The following is a 17,239-nucleotide window of genomic DNA, read 5'->3' as shown; positions in this document are numbered from 1 at the left end:
AGGTATCCCGTCTAATGTACAAATATTAATGATGAGAAGTCGTGCTATTTATTACATTGAAAGTAAACAGTAAAAAAAGATTAATCAGTTGATAGTAAGCCTTTATTTAAATCAAGAAACTGCTCCTTACAGCAATTAGGCTAATTTCAGAATGTAGTTTATTAGACGACAGATAGAAGTTATAGTAAAGATTGTCGGCTTTATGTATTATATATATCATCTTGCGATAGAACACTCCAAATTTACGGTATATACTAAGTATATCTATACCCAATACTTAAGGACATATACAGTCTAAATTATTTCTAAATCTTACTTACCATAATTCTGACCAACAAAAGACTGTATATTCGTAAACCTTGCTTTAGATATAAAAGTCTATTCAGATATATTCAAAATTAAATTTCGTTTTTCGGATGGCCGAAGGAACGCCTTATCTCGCTTGAAAAAACAGAAGAACTCAAATTATTCTTTGGCAAACGGTAATTGTGGCAGTGGTTAAAGGATCGCTTTATATGCAAAAGCCAGTCGTACTAATATCGCGAGCACCAAGAATTACTGGTTAGAAAATTCGTTGACTTAAATTCAGTTTAAATCAAGCAAAAAATAACTCTTTGGGCTCAATTTCAGCAGCTTACAACACAAACATTTTTTATTTTGAATTGCCAAAAGCAGAATCTTATCTTTGCCGACTTCCCCCACTGGCTCCAGTAGGCAACAAACAATAGCAGTAGGCTGACTTCTACGAACTATTTCATTTGTAACAAACTGAAATTCAGGAGGGAACGTCACTCCCACTCTTCCACACAACCATGGATGTATTGCGATTGTCTATGGACTTAAAAACAAACAACCTCTAACTAAAGAGCATGCAATTAGCGAAACTGGAGATCAAAGGCTTCAAGAGTTTTGCCGACAAGGTGGTGATCAACTTCGATGAAGGAATCACCGGTATTGTTGGGCCGAACGGATGCGGAAAATCAAACGTGGTGGATTCCATTCGTTGGGTTTTGGGTGAGCAGAAAACAAGTGCCCTGCGTTCCGAGAAAATGGAGAACGTGATCTTCAACGGTACCAGTGGGCGCAGTGCGCAGCAGATGGCAGAAGTATCACTTACCATCAACAACACGAAGAATATACTTCCTACAGAATATTCACAGATCACCATTACGCGCAGACTATATCGTACTGGTGAAAGTGAATACTTGCTGAATGGTGTAACGTGTCGCTTGAAAGATATAACCAATTTGTTTCTCGATACGGGGGTTGCATCGAATACATATGCTATCATCGCGTTGGGCATGGTAGATGATCTGCTGAATGATAAAGACAGCTCACGCAGAATGTTGTTTGAGGAGGCTGCTGGTATATCTAAGTTCAAGAAGCGTAAAAAAGAAACGCTGAAGAAACTCGAAGATACGGATGCCGATCTGGAGCGTGTAGAAGATCTTCTCTTTGAGATTGAGAAGAACATGAAGTCGCTGGAGAAGCAGGCGAAGCAAACGGAGAATTACTATAAGATCAAGGAAGAGTATAAACAGAAAAGTATCACCCTGGCGAAGGTGGTGGTGAGCAAACAGAAGGACAAGTTCAACATCATCAATCAACAGGTACAGGAAGAGAACGATCGTAAAATAGCAATGGCTGCTGAGATCGCAGAGAAAGAAGCTGCCATTGAAAAAGCTAAAGCTGAACTTGTACTCAAAGAAAAAACATTAAGCTCACGTCAGAAGGCGATCAATGAATTTGTTTCGAAGATTCGTCAGTATGAAAGCGAGAAGCAGATCAAGAATGAACGTCTCAAGTATTTGAACGATCGTGCCGCTAGTCTTCGTGATCAGATTGAACAAGATCGTAAGAGCAACGAACGTGCGCGCTTTAGTATACAGAGTCTTGAAACCGAAAGGGATTCTGCTGAGAGTATATTAGCAGAGATGACCAATAAACTGGAGCATCTCAAAGGCGAATACGAAGAGCAAAAAAGAATTACAACTGAATTGCAGACGCAGGCAGATTCACTGCGCAGAGTACAACGCGAGAAACAAGAAGAAAGCTTTCAGATCAACAAAGGTGTTGAGATCCGTGAGATCCAGGTTTCGTCATTCAAGCAAGAACTTGAAAAAACAGCTTCGGATTCATCACAGCAGAGCGCTAGTCTTGTAGAGTTTGAAAACAAACTTAAAGTATTGCAGGATGAACTCAATGTGCGCAATGCAGATCAGGACAGACTAAAGAAAGAAGAAGAAGTAGTACAGGAGCGCATTGTGGCGATGGAAAAAACCATCGAGATGATACGCGAAGAAATGAACGTGACAGGTCGTAAACTCGATGCACGTCAGAATGAATTCAACCTTACTAAATCACTGGTAGAAAACCTCGAGGGCTTCCCGGAAGCTATCAAGTTTTTAAGAAAGAAGGTAGGAAAAAATGCTCCCCTCCTCTCCGATATACTTACTACATCTGAAGAGTATAGGGTCGCTATCGAGAATTACCTCGAACAATATCTCAACTACTATATTGTTGAACACGAATCGGAGGCTTACGATGCAGTAAACATTCTGAGCGATGCTGCTAAAGGTAAGGCTCACTTCTTTATACTGGATTCATTCGAGAAGTTCGAGTCGACTCCAGGACGTATATACGATAACGCCTTCCCGGCAACGGAGATTATTGAATACGATCAGAAGTATAGAAAGCTGATGTCCTATATTCTGGACAAAGTATATATATACGAAGGTGATATCAAGAATCTTCCATCGGGTAGTGACGACAATACATTTATCACCAAGAACGGTAAACTTACCAAGCGCAAGTTTAGCATCTCTGGTGGTTCGGTAGGTCTCTTTGAAGGAAAGAAGATCGGCCGTGCGAAGAACATGGAGAAGCTGGAGAAAGAGATCAAAGAACTCACCTCCAAGCTAGGCGATATCCGCGGAAGCTTATTGGAAAAACAGGCTGACCTTGAGAAGTTGCGTAACAACAAACTTCGTCAGCAGATCGATGAAGTACAAAATTCCATCCGTCAGGTAAACGAAGAGTTTGTATCGGTTCGCACCAAGCGCGAACAGTTCTCGCAGATGCTCGACAGTGCTGATCTACGTAGAGAAGATATACTTGAAAAGATCGATACGCTGTTAAAAGAGCTTGACGATCTGAAACCAAAAGCCAAGCAGGCACTGCACGATTTCGAAGCGCAGGAAGATCGGTTAAGTGCTATAGCACAGGATCTCGCTTCCAACAACGAGTTGCTCACACAAAAATCCGCTGCCTTTAACGAGCAGAATATATTCTTCCACCAGCAGGACAACCGCGTGAAGAGTATAGATCAGGAGATCCGCTACAAGCAGGAATCCATGGATCAAAGTGCGCAGCGCCTCGAAGTGAACAATGAAGATCTTCGTAAAAATGAAGAGGAAGTAAAGCGCATCATCGAGAATACACAAAGTAATGATGATGAGTTACTCGGCATGTACGAAGAAAAAGAGGCCATGGAAAAAGGCCTTAGCGAAGCTGAGAAAGATTACTATGAAAGCCGTGGCTTCATCGACCAGATAGAAAAAGCGTTGCGTGAGATTCAACATCAGCGCCAAAACATCGATACGTTATTAATGGAGATGCAAGGTCAGTTGAATGAAAGCAAGATGCAGCTGAACTCCGTGAAGGAACGTCTTTCAGTAGAGTTTAACATTGATCTTGACTCGGTGATCAACCAGGGCACCGAAGAAGAAAACAACGACTACGCTACTGCAGATGAAGATAAGATCCGTAATGATGTGCAGAAGATTCGTGATCGCCTGGATACCATGGGACCTATCAACCCAATGGCGATGGAAGCCTATACGGAGATCAAGGAGCGTAACGATTTCATCTTAAAACAAAAAGACGATCTGCTGAAAGCGAAAGAATCGCTCTTCAGTACCATCAGCGAAATTGAAGGTGTGGCGAGTGCTACCTTTATGGATTCGTTCAACAAAATTAAAGAACATTTCATCCGCGTATTCCGCTCGTTGTTTACAGAAGATGATCAGTGCGACTTACGTCTTGTTGATCCAAACAATCCACTGGAGTCAGATATAGACATCATTGCAAAACCAAAAGGTAAACGTCCGTTGACAATCAACCAGCTTTCCGGAGGAGAAAAAACACTCACTGCGACAGCATTGTTGTTCTCGATGTATCTGTTAAAGCCTGCACCGTTTTGTATCTTTGACGAGGTAGACGCTCCGTTGGATGATGCTAACATTGATAAGTTCAACAACATCATCCGTACGTTCAGTAAAGATTCACAATTCGTAATCGTTACGCACAACAAGCGTACGATGAGTGCAACCGATGTGATCTACGGTATCACCATGGTAGAGAAAGGCGTATCTCGAGTAGTACCTGTTGACTTAAGAGAGTTAGCTTAAGGTATAAAGCGAAAAGTATAAATAGAAAGCCTAAGGTATATCTGCCTTAGGCTTTCTCTGTTCTATAGATATTGTATAAGCAACCGTCATTGCTTATACCTGCAAATCCCGTATTTACTTTAAGCTTTAAACTTTGAACTTAAGCTTTATGCCTGACTATATTATCACAGATCACAGCGGTGGCGATGGCTGCATTGAGTGATTCCGCCTGGCCATACCGTGGTATAGTAATCTTGTCGGTAATGAATTTTTCAAGTGAATCAGAGATACCGCGTGACTCATTGCCGATCACTATCAACCCACTGCTGCCAAACGAAGTGTGATGAACATCTTTACCGTCCAGGTATGCACCGAAAACAGGGAGCGTTGTCTTACCCAGATAATCCTCCAGGTTGGTATAGTATATCTCCACACGAACAAACGACCCCATCGTAGCGCTGATCACCTTGGGGTTATAAAAGTCTGCAGTCTCGTCAGAAGCTATAATAGTATGTATACCAAACCAGTCAGCCGTACGGATAATCGTGCCGAGGTTTCCCGGATCACGTATATCATCCAGCACCAGCGCGAATGTATTCGGGCGGATCGTTAGGGGGTGGTTGAGCTTTAGTCGCGCCACGGCCAGCGCAGAGTCGTTCGTTTGAAACTCACTCAGGTCTGTCAGTTCCTTCGCGGTGACTTCGATGGTTTCAGCGTGAATCTGTTGAGAAGTGTGAGCAAAAAAATCGGCTGTGCCCAGCACAAGGCTTACTTCAAAGTCAGAAGCCAATAATTCCTGCACACTCTTTGCTCCTTGTACCACAAAACATTGTTCCTGTTTCCGGTATTTCTTTACTTGCAAAGATTTGATGAACTTGATTTTTGCTTTAGACAGCATTGTTAACGCTTGAGGACTCTGAAACGTAAATATTTTCTTTTTGCCACTTTACTCCCATTCCTTCTCTCGGGATGTCTGGGCATAAAGCACCTGAAAGAAAATGAAAAACTATTGTATCGCCAAAGAATTGAAGTGCCTCGTCACATCGATGCGACTGCACTTTACAACCTCCACGCCCAACGCCCTAACCGTAAATTCATTATCCGTCCTTTAGCTCCGCTCGTAAGTATTTATTATTTAGGATATCGCTATTACGATCAGGAAAAAATGATCAAGAAAAAAGAGCGGTTCGAAAAGAAATTCGATGCCAAGATAGCGGCGACCAAAAGAGAAAAACGCATCAACAACCTGCAATTCCGCAAGCAGCAAAAAAGTGAAAAGCTAACCAACAAAATCGAGAATGGTAATACTGTAATGCAATGGGGAGAACCGATCTCGGTATTTGACAGCAGTCTCGTTCGTATAACCCTCGAGCGCTTTCACAGCTATCTGTTTGCGAAAGGATATTTCCTGAATAAAGTACATGCACGCATCGATACACTCAAGATATACCCGAAACGGGTAAAGGTTACCTATACTGTTGATCCCGGACAAGCTTATTTCCTGGATTCTATCTTTTACCAGATTCTGGATACCGCTGTGAATCGTGTGGTAATAAAAAATGAGTCTGCCTCCTTTCTGAAAAAAGGTGAACGCTATGATGAAGATAACCTGACAAAAGAACGCGAGCGTCTAGACCTTCTATTAAAAGATTATGGGTACTATGATTTCAGCAGGCAATATATAGAGTACGCTTCGGACACATCGTATAAAACACCGGATCGAAAAGTGGCTATCATGATTATTATAAATGATCCTGCAAAGCGTGGCTATCATAAAAAATTTACCGTAGACGAAGTACATTTCACAACCGATATAGGAGTAAATAAACCAGGAAAAGAACGGAGCGGTCGCACTTATCGCGACATTCAGTATAATTATTATGATGACAACTATAATTTAAAGATTTTATCACAACGCGTCTTTATCAAGAAGGGTGAATTGTATAATCGTTCGCGAACACTCAACACGCAGCGGCAGCTTGCGTATGTGGATGCGTTCAAGTTCGTGAACATCAACTACGATACTACCAACGGAAAGTTCATATCCAACATCTTTACAAGTCCGTTGCCACGTTACGAATGGAGTAATGAAGCGGGTGTGAATGTAACACAAGGATACCCTGGTCCATTCTATAACATGACGTTTAAAAAGCGGAATGTTTTCAATGGTATGGAAACCTTTGACATCAGCGGTCGATTTGGGTTTGAAGGTGTGGCCTCCGCGACTGAAGATCAGAACTTCTATAAGAGCACAGAAGCCGGTATAAATGCATCGCTTACGTTTCCTCAGTTTATCTGGCCGTTTAAAGATCGCGTACGCTTCCGGCACGCAGAGTATAATCCAAAAACAAAATTCACAGTAGGTTATGCATATACCGACAGACCAGAATATAGGCGGACTGCTATATCTGTCAATGGAACATACTCCTGGCAAAATAATAAGAACAGACTATATCAACTCACACCGGTAAACCTGAGCGTGATCGATACTGCAAATCTATCCGGTGATTTTAAGAAGCTTCTTGCTGAACAAGCGCGGCTTGGTAATTTCAGTTTATTGAATTCATTCCGTCCTTCCTTTGTAAACAGTATCATTTTTGGTGTCACCTGGAATTACAAGAACTATGGCAACGTGGAGAGAAATTCAAGTTTCATCCGCGCTCAAATAGAAAGTGGTGGAACGATCTGGAATTTTCTGGATACCTCCATCGTAACACGCCAAGGATTGGAGTACTTTAAATATCTCCGGTTTAGTCTGGACATCCGCAGGATCAATGTACTCACCAGGAATACAACGGTTGCCTATAGATTCAATTCCGGTGTAGCGTATTCATATTCCGATAATGAAAGTCTTCCCTATGAAAAGTTTTTCTTTGCAGGAGGTAGTAATAGTATACGTGCCTGGCGGCCGAGAAGATTAGGACCCGGCTCCTTTAAACCGCGGACAACAGAAGATCCGGAATCATCGGGCGATCCGGTGAAGGATGGATTGTTTGATTATAATATAGAACAGCCCGCAGAAATTTTACTGGAAGCAAGTATAGAAGTCCGGCAAAAACTTTTTGGTTTTGTAAGCGGTGCTGTGTTCCTGGATGCTGGTAATACATGGACATTCCAACAGCGGAAAAAAACGGTAAACAATATTGAAGTGGACAATGGAAATTCACAATTCAGGATTAACCAATTTTATAAAGAGATCGCGCTCGGTACAGGCTTCGGGCTCCGCTTCGACTTTACCTTTCTTATACTTCGCTTTGATGTCGGGATGAAAGTATACGACCCTGCACGGGATGAAAATGATCGCTTCGTACTGGATAAAGTGCGCTTCTTTAAACCATATGCCACCAAGGTCACCACCGACAGCGGTACAACCTATACCAAATACCGGGAACCTGTGATTTACAACGTGGGGATCGGATTTCCATTCTGATCTATACTATATCTGCCGTGTTTAAATCGATATTTAAATCCAGATTCACTAAGAACACAGAGAATACACAAAGAAGCACAAAGTTTTTCTCCGTGTAACTTTGTTTCTTCTTTGAGACCTCTGTGTAATGGATTTCAGATTTAATAAGCCAGCAGTTCTCCCAATGCCTTTCTCACTTTATCGGCATTCGGCAGCATCATCTTTTCCAATTCGACATTCAACGGTATAGCAGGAAGATTTGCAGCACCCAATGTCCATACCGGTGCATCCAGGTATTGAAAACATTCCTTTGAAATTCTTCCGGCTATAGATTCAGCGAAAGAATTCAGTAACGGTTCTTCTGTCAATACAAGTACACGACCATGTTTCTTTGTCGCAGTAATGATCGCTTCCCAATCGATCGGGTTAAGCGTGCGCAGGTCTATAATTTCAACCTGATCAACAAAAGACTTCGATGCTTCCTTCGACCAATATATACCCATGCCATACGTGATGATCACGCACGACTCACCATTCTCTACCCGCTCCTGCGAAGCCGACTGAACAACAGAAGCCTTTCCTAATGGGATCCTATAGTCTTCATCGGGCTCTATTGTTTTAGCATCACCGGTGCCAGGAACTTTGGACCAGTATAAACCTTTATGCTCCAGTAATACCACCGGGTTCGGATCATAAAAAGCTGACTTCAATAATCCTTTCATATCAGCAGCGTTGGAAGGGTATACTACTTTTATACCGCGTATCGTGAGCAACGTTGACTCTATACTTCCGGAGTGATACGGGCCACCACCACCATAGGCGCCAATCGGTACACGGATCAATGCCTGTATCGGAAATTTACCACGCGACAAATAACAACTCTTGGAAAGTTCTTCTACCAATTGATTTATACCCGGCCATATATAGTCTGCAAACTGAATTTCTACTATAGGCTTTGCTCCTATTGCAGACATGCCCGCAGTAGAACCAACGATATAGGCTTCCTGAATCGGCGTGTTGAATACGCGTGCATCACCATACTTCAGTGCAAGTGTAGCGGCTTCACGAAAAACTCCTCCCAACCTTCTTCCTACATCCTGCCCATAGAACAATGCTTCGGGGTGTTTCTTCAGAATCTCATCTACGGCATGCAAGGCCGCATCTACCATGATAACTTTTTCTCCACCCTTCGGAGAACGTTCACCGGTTTCAGCAACGATAACGCTGGGTGCAAATTCATGTGAATCAAAATCAGCAGGGTCAGGATCGGCCGCTTGAATTGCGCGCTGATAATCATTTGCCACTATATCTGTAGCTTCCTGTAGTATGGCGTCCAGCGTATCCGTTGTTTCGCCTTGCTCAAGTAAATATTGCTTTAGCTTTACGAAAGGATCATACTGTTGATGAACCTCCAGATCGTCTCCCCTATACCATTCTCTGCGCACCCCAGACGTGTGATGGCCCAGCAAAGGACAACGTGCATGAACAAGTATAGGCCCTTTGCGCTGACGTACAAATTCAAATGCTTTCTTGATACCGAGATATGAATCAACGAAGTCGGCACCATCAACCGCCATCCGCTCCATACCTTTAAAGCCCGCGGCATATTCATACGCATCCATGGCACGCATTTCCTTTCCACAAGCAGATATACCCCAGTCATTATCCTGCACCAGGTATATAATTGGTAATTTCTTCAGCACGGCCATCTGAAATGCTTCGGCCACTTCCCCTTCGGTAACAGAACCATCTCCGAGCGAACACAAGACTATAGATCGATCACCCTCATCCTTAATCAGCTGTTGTGATTCGAGATACGAAATGCCATCTGCCATGCCGGTAGCCGGTATAGCTTGCATGCCGGTAGCAGAACTTTGATGAGGAATTACAGGAAAGCCATCACGCCTCAGCGAAGGGTGTCCATAGTAGGTTCGCCCACCCGAGAAAGGATCATCACGTTTCGCCATAAGCTGCAGCATCAGTTCATAGGGCTGTAACCCTATACCGAGCAACATCGCCTCATCGCGATAATATAGCGAAGCATAGTCTATAGGTTTCAACTGCAAGCCGGCAGCAAGCTGAATCGCTTCATGCCCACGCGAAGTGCTGTGTACATACTTACTGCAGATCTCGCGGTTTTCATCGTACGTGTCAGCCATACGTTTCGCTGTACACATCAGGAGGTAAGCTCTCAAAAGAATTTCACGGTCTACTTCCGGCCGCGTTTTCTTCTTGGCTTTTGTAGTCTCTTCAATCGCCATAGTCAACATGTTGGTCTCGGGTTAAAGTTAGCATTATTCGAAAAGAAGTTAACCGTATACTCACAACAATTAACGATTCACGAATAATGGTTTAACAGATAACAATTAACTTTACCGCCCTATGGTAAAGAAGGAAACAATTCGCGATTGGTTTACAACGCTTCAGCAAAATATCTGTGACGAACTGGAGAAGGCGGATGGCCAGGGAAAGTTTATCAGTGATCCCTGGGAACGTACCGGAGGTGGTGGTGGCGTGAGTCGCGTACTTACCAATGGAAAGATTATTGAAAAAGGTGGTGTAAACTTCTCTGCGGTGTGGGGGAAAACACCGGAGCCTGTTCTTAAAACCATGAAGCTTGAAACAGATGATCACCCGGATTTCTTTGCTACCGGAATTTCCATTGTGTTACATCCGATAAATCCGATGGTGCCGATCATTCACATGAACACGCGTTACTTTGAGATGAGTAACGGTACATCGTGGTTTGGTGGTGGTATAGATCTGACACCTCACTATGTTAACGAAGACGATGCGCGCACTTTCCATCAACATCTCAAGAGTGTATGCGATGCACATCATCCCTCCTACTACCCGGAGTTTAAGAAGTGGGCGGATGATTACTTCTATATCAAACATCGTCAAGAGACACGGGGTGTCGGTGGTATATTCTTCGATAATCTGAAAGCCGACAACGGTTTTACCCAAGAAGCACGATTTGAATTTGTGAAAGCTGTAGGCGCAGCCTTCGCCCCTATATATACTGCGCTGATGAAGAAGAACCACACGTTGCCCTTTACTGAAAACGAAAAGAGCTGGCAATATTTACGAAGGGGTCGCTATGTTGAATTCAATTTAGTGTGGGACCGCGGCACCAAGTTCGGCCTCGATACCGATGGCCGCACGGAATCTATACTCATGAGTCTCCCGCCACAAGCGCAATGGGTATATAACCATCAACCGCAGCCTGGCTCCGCTGAACAGAAGACGCTCGATCTTTTAAAGAAAGGGATTGACTGGGCGTAGAGTCGTTATCGGTTAATGGTGATTCGTGAGATGAGATTGAGAGTTGGTATATATTTCCTTTGTGTGCCTTTGTGTCTTCTTCGTGACCTTTGTGCAATGGGATTTAAAAGAAGCAACATTCCTGTCATGCTATGGACAGGCTTGCATCTGAGCGGAGTTTCTCGCAAGAGAACGCTGCGTATACAAACCTTAAACAACTACGCTTAACTATTTCACTACCCTATACAAGCTCATACCAACGCCAAAGCACGAGTGCAGAAAGAGTGGACAAAGAGTGGAGAACGAAGCTACCAAACACAACCCTGATAGCTATCGGGGCTCCTTCATTTCAGCAGCAATCTTTTTAAAGAAGTTAATCAGAAAGTATAGATGCCCTGCCATGTGCTCAAACTCCTGCGGAAGCGATTTGTGCTCGTTCATGATATATACCTGGTATACTTCAATCAACGTTTCGCGATACTCTTCCGGTGAAGAATAATCGAAAATGTCATCGAGGTATTTAACAGCATCCTCTGTCAGCTTGCTGTTTTGCGGAAGGAAAATACTTTTGCCTTTGCTATCATCCATAGTGCGATTCATTTTATATCATTGCAAAGGTATAATGCTTTAAAATGAATGATGGTCGCTAAAAATATAAGCTATACTTATACTTCTATAGGTAGGACTTATACTTTTCCCAAGCTGACTTATATAACTATAAGCAGTACCTATACTTCTAAGTTTTTTTATGGAAATGATTAATTGTATTCAGGCTGTTTTGATCAGGAAGAAGATGAGCCAAAAGGAGCTTGCAAGGCTGATGGGTAAGTCTTTAAATTCGATCTCTTCTATGTGTACGAATAAATCTCAGCCTCATTTAAAGGACTTGAAGAAAATGGCAGAAGCTTTAGATGTGGATGTACGAGAGTTGTTATTTCCTTCAAAGAAAAATTAAGTATGTTCTCGATTAAACTCACAGCTTCCGTTCGACAAGCTGATCAAACCAGAAAATACAGACAATTCCAGGATCTATATATTTTGATTATAGATTAAAAAAAATAACACGTTCAAAACGTATCTAAAAATTTATTTAAGAATTTCCCTTATATAATAAGCCGGAGTAATCATAGCCAGCTTACCACCGGTATTGTCGGAATACGTACCATGAACAATCCCGACCAGAATAGTTTGGTTGGGACCGAAAGTATATCCGACTTGATCGATGCCAACTAATACGGGACCACCACTTAATCCTTGCATGCTTGGATTCTCGAGAAGTTGGAAAACCGATTTGCTCCCTGTATCTGCGCGTCTCATTACCAATAATTCGCTTGCAAAAAACGAACGAAAAGTAAAAGCTGAAAAATTTCGTCCGATTTGACTAAATAATGCTATTGGGTAGCCTATAATTGTCACATTTATTTCCCTTGGCACTGCTTCCTTTGTAGCCAGTACATTACTCAAAGGAAAACTCCATTCTTTTAACCGTTTTCGGCTGTCCTCATTGTACGGAGTGATTTCAATTATGGAAATATCAGCTTCTTTGTGATTAGTCCAAATTATATCTCCCCTAACAAATTGATTCAACGGCACTGAAACTGCAATATCTTCATCTGTTTTAAAAATCAAAAATGGATGGTGCTTTAAGGCACTTGACACGTGAAGTGCTGTAACCAGATAGTATTTTAAGCTATCTGATATAATTGTCGCAGTGCCTAAGGGAGTACTATTTTGTCCACTCTGATCCGCAATACACACAACCATTTTTGAAAGGTCATCAACCGAATATTTCTTTTGTGGATAAGAATTGAATCCAAGAATAGAAAAAAGAATAAGAAAACATATACTCTTCATGGTTTTTATACAGATATAGGAAAACAAAGTCGTCTTTAATTTATTTCGGAAATATCAATTATTCTAATCGCAAATCTTTTATTAGCCAACATCTCTCGAACAGTCTGGACCAGCGAAAATTTAGCAATATTAGAATCGCTTAACTCTATCTTCTCTACCGAAGTCTTATTCCGATAGACCCTGTTATTAAAGGCCATCACAAACTTTATGGAGATTTCATTATTTGCAATTCTTGAGAAGAGAGCTTCAGCATCTAGCTTATTTGAAGGATTTCTTGCATTATATATATTGATTGTTTTAATGAAGTAATTAGTTCCTGAATGATTATTAATATCATTCCATAGTCTCTTTGCCGAAAGAATAATTTGACTCGATAAATTTCGCATGGTCGTATTAAAAGCATCCTTGACATGAATCAAATATATACTGTTACCATCAAGATGTAGTATATCACAAAGTTCAATATTTTCATTGAGCACCTTATCGAAGACATAATAACCCGCATTGATATGAGACTTGTTGTACTCGTCCTCATCCCATTCCAACTCCCACTTCTTTAAAATACCTATTTCAAGCTTATAAAGTTTATAGTAGTTGATGGCTTCAAGCTTGATCCGTTCTATGAATTTGCTATCCAAGAAAAACCATTGACCATCTACTCGAAAATACTTGCTATTCTGATATGAAATTTCCGCGTTAATATGTGAGTAAAAAGTACCGTATGTTGAGTCTTTTTCGGCAATAATACCTATGATGCTCAATTCAAAGAATTTTTGCTTTATTATAAACCTATTGTTGATATCATCAATATTATTGTAAATGTACTTGGTGCATTCTAAATAAAGATTAGCACGGTCCTGTATAAACTTGTCATTAGTCTTCCTCTTCCTTTTTAGCTTTATACGATATGTATCACATTCATAAAATTTCTCAAGTTTACTATTAACAAGCTCAATTATACCATCATTTAATGAATATAGCCCACTGGGATTATTGTGGTACACAACATCATCAGCTATTTTCTCCTGTAGGTAATTATCTAAACTATTAACTAATTTCTGATCTACCACCTTATTAAAAAGTGTTAAGGGAGTATAATTAGATTTGTCCAGCCGTATATTATGGATATCGATCACCAGTTGTTTCAGCTCTTCAAAGTCAATTTTTTTCTTGAGACAGAAGTAGGAACCTACTTCCATAAATGCCAATTCGCTATCTAATCCATACTTCTTGAAAATCCCCTCTCTGAGTTCGTCTCTTAACTTAACCTTTATTTTTTTGGGTATCTCCGAATAGTCCAGAGCATCATTTACCGATTGAGTATCATTGAAAGTATTAGAACGTTCAGACAAATTTCCTGTAACGCCTCTCGTATTCACCACTATAGAGATGTCATCATTCGGCTTCGCGAAGTGCTGGTAGAAGTCTATTCCAAAGTATGGATCAATAAACTTCTTGATTACATTAATTCCACTACCACCAATAACACTATATATATTGTCACTATAAACAATAAAAAGAACAAATGAAAGTTCTAACAAATCAAAAGTTTGATTCGTAGTTAGTTCATCAGGAAGGAACAACTTCCAATAGTTTTGATTTTTAGGCTGGTTATAACAGTAAGAATAAAATTTAAAACTACCCAATTGGTATATCTGTAAAGAAGGTTTTACGATAGCAATATTACTGTCATTGGCATAAATACCACTTTTATGATTCTCCCTAATTATATCAATAATCTCATCACTATTTTTATCCTTAAATTCATAGTACATCTTATCGATTGAAAAAATTTTAAGACTGAACTTCACATTATCTAGTGTCATAAGATCGATTTGATATAAATATTAAAATTGCAACTTTATCAATCGTACCCCGTCTATATATTGAATAACTTGCAATGTATCGATGCTATCATAGCTAGGAGCTTCTAAAATATCTCCCATAAGTAATTCAATGATTGCCCGCGGAATAGCTATTTGAAATCCAGTCCAAAATATATCAAAAATCGGGAAGACAGAATTAGACCGTCTCCCGTAATAATAGTATTCATTCTTATTACGAAAAAAAGCATCGTCAATTTTCAGTGGTTCATTAGTCGCGAGCCTAAATGCATTGTCTTGATCTCCCATTAACATAAACCATGAAGCATAGTGATATCGAATGATACTAAGATTGCGTTCGTCCCTAACAGGTAAACTTTGCGGATCAGCCAAGTAACCTACAGAACTTTGCGAGCTTAATTCATCTTCAAATTTTATATGTACCCCGTACTTATTAGTAATCGTATATCTTGGATCAAAATTTGTCAGGAGATTCTGCCCAGAGTGACATTGCTTTAGCGCTTTTTTAAGAGAGCTTTTCACCGGATCAGATTTTTCAGGATATGAACCTTTTGATTCAATCAAACCCACATTAAAATTTAGATTGTGATTTTGCATTATAAAATCAGGGGTACTGCTTTTTGCAGGAATAATCCCCCCACGAGAATTAATATATCCCTCAAAATCAACAACCGAGTTAAAGCGCAGATACTCTTGAGCTAGTAGGTATGTAATTCCTTGAGCAACCTCACCTGTTCTACTAGTCCTAGTAAAATCCCTAAGATTTGAAAAATGTCGCTTGTTTAATGTAAAAACATCATTGTTACTATAAACAAGAAAACCAAGTTGAAAAAAATTACCAAGTGCATCAAATAACAAAGATATATCTGAAATATCTCTTGATACAGTGGTTTTAGCCATAGCGAAGCAGAGTTTCCAGTACGAAAATTCCAACTCATAAAGATTCGAATTTATTATATTTAAAACTCCTCTCGAATTGATTGAGTTACTCTCAACTTCTTGAAACCACAACTTTTTTTTTCCGTAGGTAAACATGTATCGAAATTAAATAAGCCAATAAATCACATGAACCTATTACTCGCATGACCACACACCCTCTTTATCAATTGTCAAAATTCGCATATATATATTCAGCTGTGATATATTTTTCCCAAACCGCCCCAACATCCGCACAGGCTTGAAGAAACTCTTGACTACTAGCTTGCGATGTTATATTATCTTTCTTTAAAGTTGTATTAGGCAACTCATAATGCCTACCATCGTTGGCTGGGATTGTCTCTGAGTATCCATAGCTCTGAATTAACCTTTCCTTTAGTTCAACATGAATGCTTACAGTTGTTCTTCTAATATCATATGTAAGTAATACGTTAGGCATAAAGTATACAAGTTTAAGTTAAATTGTTGTGCTACAAGACATATTGCTTAAGGCTTTAAGGCTATGTATCATCTGAGTCGTAACATTATTTCACTCTTCTACCTTAAAGATGAAATTCTTATTCAGAAAGAAATAACAAACTTTCCGAATACGCACATATCCTTTCCGAACGATCAAGATTATTTTCCCAAACATCTAAAATGCCTTAACTGATCATTATATATTCGATTTCGATTTATTACAAATACAAAAGCCCATCCACCACTTCTTCCGAAGCGATAGATGGGCTCTACAATGCTAATGTATACAAATTAATTATAGTTGCCACATTCTTATCAAATAAATATTAACCTATATTTCAATAATGAAGGCTCGAGCATTTCTCTTGTTTTGTATAGCAGGACCGCTGATGCGGTTAACGTCTTTTGCGCAAACAACACCGTGCGATTCTGTATATACTATAGTAGACGAGATGCCGAAGTTCGGTGAGTCCAATGAAAGTTTTGGACTCTACATAATGAAGAACTTAAAGATCGGCAAATGCGGCCTCTATGAGATGAGACGAATAACCTGGATAATCGACTCCACCGGACATATGGAGACCTCTGTGTTTTCTCTGAGAACTTTGTGTCCCTGGATTTATATATCTTAAAAAGAGCCCCTACCCTTCACAAGCAGGCACCGCTAAATATACCGTGTAACGGTTAATGCTTAACGATCAGCCGCCTCTACCAAAGCACAAAAGGCTTGCTCAATAGCGCGGACATGTCGCTCGCGATCTTGCTGGCGTTTGGTGAGGGCTATAATTCCTTTTTGTTTGTGTACTTGTCCGAAGGTATAGTTGTCTTTTTTGAAGGCTAAGCGATCGGCATCGATAATAGTTATAGCGTAGCCATCGATCGTGATAGAGCTATGGCCTGCGGAATCGGTATGACTTACTATATATGTGTGGACTTTCTCGAAGTTTTGTCTCGAGAAGCAACGGGACGACTGAGGCATTTTAATAACGTGTATTGAAATCCAATGGCACAAAGGACACGGAGGAGACACAGAGGTTCACGGAGTTTTAAATGCAAACTCACAACATAACACTCCGCACTCCGGC

General features: G+C 40.6%; 13 protein-coding genes. 5 read left to right on the top strand and 8 right to left on the bottom strand.

Going from position 1 to position 17,239, the window contains the following annotated elements; genetic code table 11:
* The first annotated feature begins 869 nt into the window (after nucleotides 1-869).
* Nucleotides 870-4,409, top strand: a complete 3,540-nt coding sequence (gene smc, locus B5Y40_RS09150) for a chromosome segregation protein SMC (RefSeq protein WP_079686374.1) — start codon at nucleotides 870-872, stop codon at nucleotides 4,407-4,409.
* A 139-nt stretch (nucleotides 4,410-4,548) separates the two neighbouring features.
* Here smc and B5Y40_RS09145 read toward each other — a convergent pair whose 3' ends face one another.
* Nucleotides 4,549-5,286, bottom strand: coding sequence for a TrmH family RNA methyltransferase (locus B5Y40_RS09145; protein WP_079686373.1), 738 nt, complete (start codon nucleotides 5,284-5,286; stop codon nucleotides 4,549-4,551).
* Nucleotides 5,287-5,295: 9 nt separating this feature from the next.
* On the opposite strand from B5Y40_RS09145, the gene tamL reads away from it, so the two are divergent.
* Nucleotides 5,296-7,818 carry a translocation and assembly module lipoprotein TamL gene (gene tamL, locus B5Y40_RS09140; RefSeq protein ID WP_143785668.1) on the top strand — a complete coding sequence of 841 codons (2,523 nt, stop codon included), beginning with the start codon at nucleotides 5,296-5,298 and terminating at the stop codon, nucleotides 7,816-7,818.
* Nucleotides 7,819-7,958: 140 nt separating this feature from the next.
* Here the strand turns inward: tamL and B5Y40_RS09135 are convergent, their stop codons facing one another.
* Nucleotides 7,959-10,058: an alpha-ketoacid dehydrogenase subunit alpha/beta gene (locus tag B5Y40_RS09135; protein WP_079686371.1), complete on the bottom strand. Its 2,100-nt coding sequence runs from the start codon at nucleotides 10,056-10,058 to the stop codon at nucleotides 7,959-7,961.
* Between the two features lie 121 nt (nucleotides 10,059-10,179).
* Here B5Y40_RS09135 and hemF point away from each other — a divergent pair, with 121 nt between their 5' ends.
* Nucleotides 10,180-11,082, top strand: coding sequence for an oxygen-dependent coproporphyrinogen oxidase (hemF, locus tag B5Y40_RS09130; RefSeq protein ID WP_079686370.1), 903 nt, complete (start codon nucleotides 10,180-10,182; stop codon nucleotides 11,080-11,082).
* 309 nt (nucleotides 11,083-11,391) lie between these two features.
* Here hemF and B5Y40_RS09125 read toward each other — a convergent pair whose 3' ends face one another.
* Nucleotides 11,392-11,649: a hypothetical protein gene (locus B5Y40_RS09125; RefSeq protein WP_079686369.1), complete on the bottom strand. Its 258-nt coding sequence runs from the start codon at nucleotides 11,647-11,649 to the stop codon at nucleotides 11,392-11,394.
* Nucleotides 11,650-11,809: 160 nt separating this feature from the next.
* Here B5Y40_RS09125 and B5Y40_RS30100 point away from each other — a divergent pair, with 160 nt between their 5' ends.
* Nucleotides 11,810-12,016 carry a helix-turn-helix transcriptional regulator gene (locus B5Y40_RS30100; RefSeq protein ID WP_079686368.1) on the top strand — a complete coding sequence of 69 codons (207 nt, stop codon included), beginning with the start codon at nucleotides 11,810-11,812 and terminating at the stop codon, nucleotides 12,014-12,016.
* A gap of 131 nt (nucleotides 12,017-12,147) precedes the next feature.
* Here B5Y40_RS30100 and B5Y40_RS09115 read toward each other — a convergent pair whose 3' ends face one another.
* The 4 genes from B5Y40_RS09115 to B5Y40_RS09100 all read right to left on the bottom strand — a co-directional run bounded on the left by B5Y40_RS09115 (nucleotide 12,148) and on the right by B5Y40_RS09100 (nucleotide 16,134).
* A complete protein-coding gene (locus B5Y40_RS09115) occupies nucleotides 12,148-12,915 on the bottom strand; it encodes a hypothetical protein (RefSeq protein WP_079686367.1) in 768 nt (255 codons plus the stop codon).
* 35 nt (nucleotides 12,916-12,950) lie between these two features.
* Complete coding sequence (locus tag B5Y40_RS09110) at nucleotides 12,951-14,741, bottom strand: DUF6119 family protein (protein WP_079686366.1); 1,791 nt, start codon at nucleotides 14,739-14,741, stop codon at nucleotides 12,951-12,953.
* A 21-nt stretch (nucleotides 14,742-14,762) separates the two neighbouring features.
* On the bottom strand, nucleotides 14,763-15,659 hold the full coding sequence (locus tag B5Y40_RS09105; protein ID WP_143785667.1) for a hypothetical protein: 897 nt from the start codon (nucleotides 15,657-15,659) through the stop codon (nucleotides 14,763-14,765).
* A gap of 202 nt (nucleotides 15,660-15,861) precedes the next feature.
* Nucleotides 15,862-16,134, bottom strand: a complete 273-nt coding sequence (locus B5Y40_RS09100; protein WP_079686364.1) for a hypothetical protein — start codon at nucleotides 16,132-16,134, stop codon at nucleotides 15,862-15,864.
* Between the two features lie 364 nt (nucleotides 16,135-16,498).
* Between B5Y40_RS09100 and B5Y40_RS29345 the strand changes: the two genes are divergently transcribed.
* Entirely contained in the window at nucleotides 16,499-16,786 is a 288-nt protein-coding gene (locus tag B5Y40_RS29345; RefSeq protein ID WP_143785666.1) for a hypothetical protein, read from the top strand.
* Nucleotides 16,787-16,845: 59 nt separating this feature from the next.
* Here the strand turns inward: B5Y40_RS29345 and B5Y40_RS09095 are convergent, their stop codons facing one another.
* A complete protein-coding gene (locus tag B5Y40_RS09095; protein WP_079686363.1) occupies nucleotides 16,846-17,133 on the bottom strand; it encodes a hypothetical protein in 288 nt (95 codons plus the stop codon).
* Between the last annotated feature and the right edge of the window lie 106 nt (nucleotides 17,134-17,239).

This window comes from Ohtaekwangia koreensis, from assembly GCF_900167975.1.
GTDB classification, from domain to species: Bacteria; Bacteroidota; Bacteroidia; order Cytophagales; family Cyclobacteriaceae; genus Ohtaekwangia; species Ohtaekwangia koreensis.
Note: the sequence above shows the minus strand (reverse complement) of the source record. Positions and strands in the feature narration are given on the sequence as shown.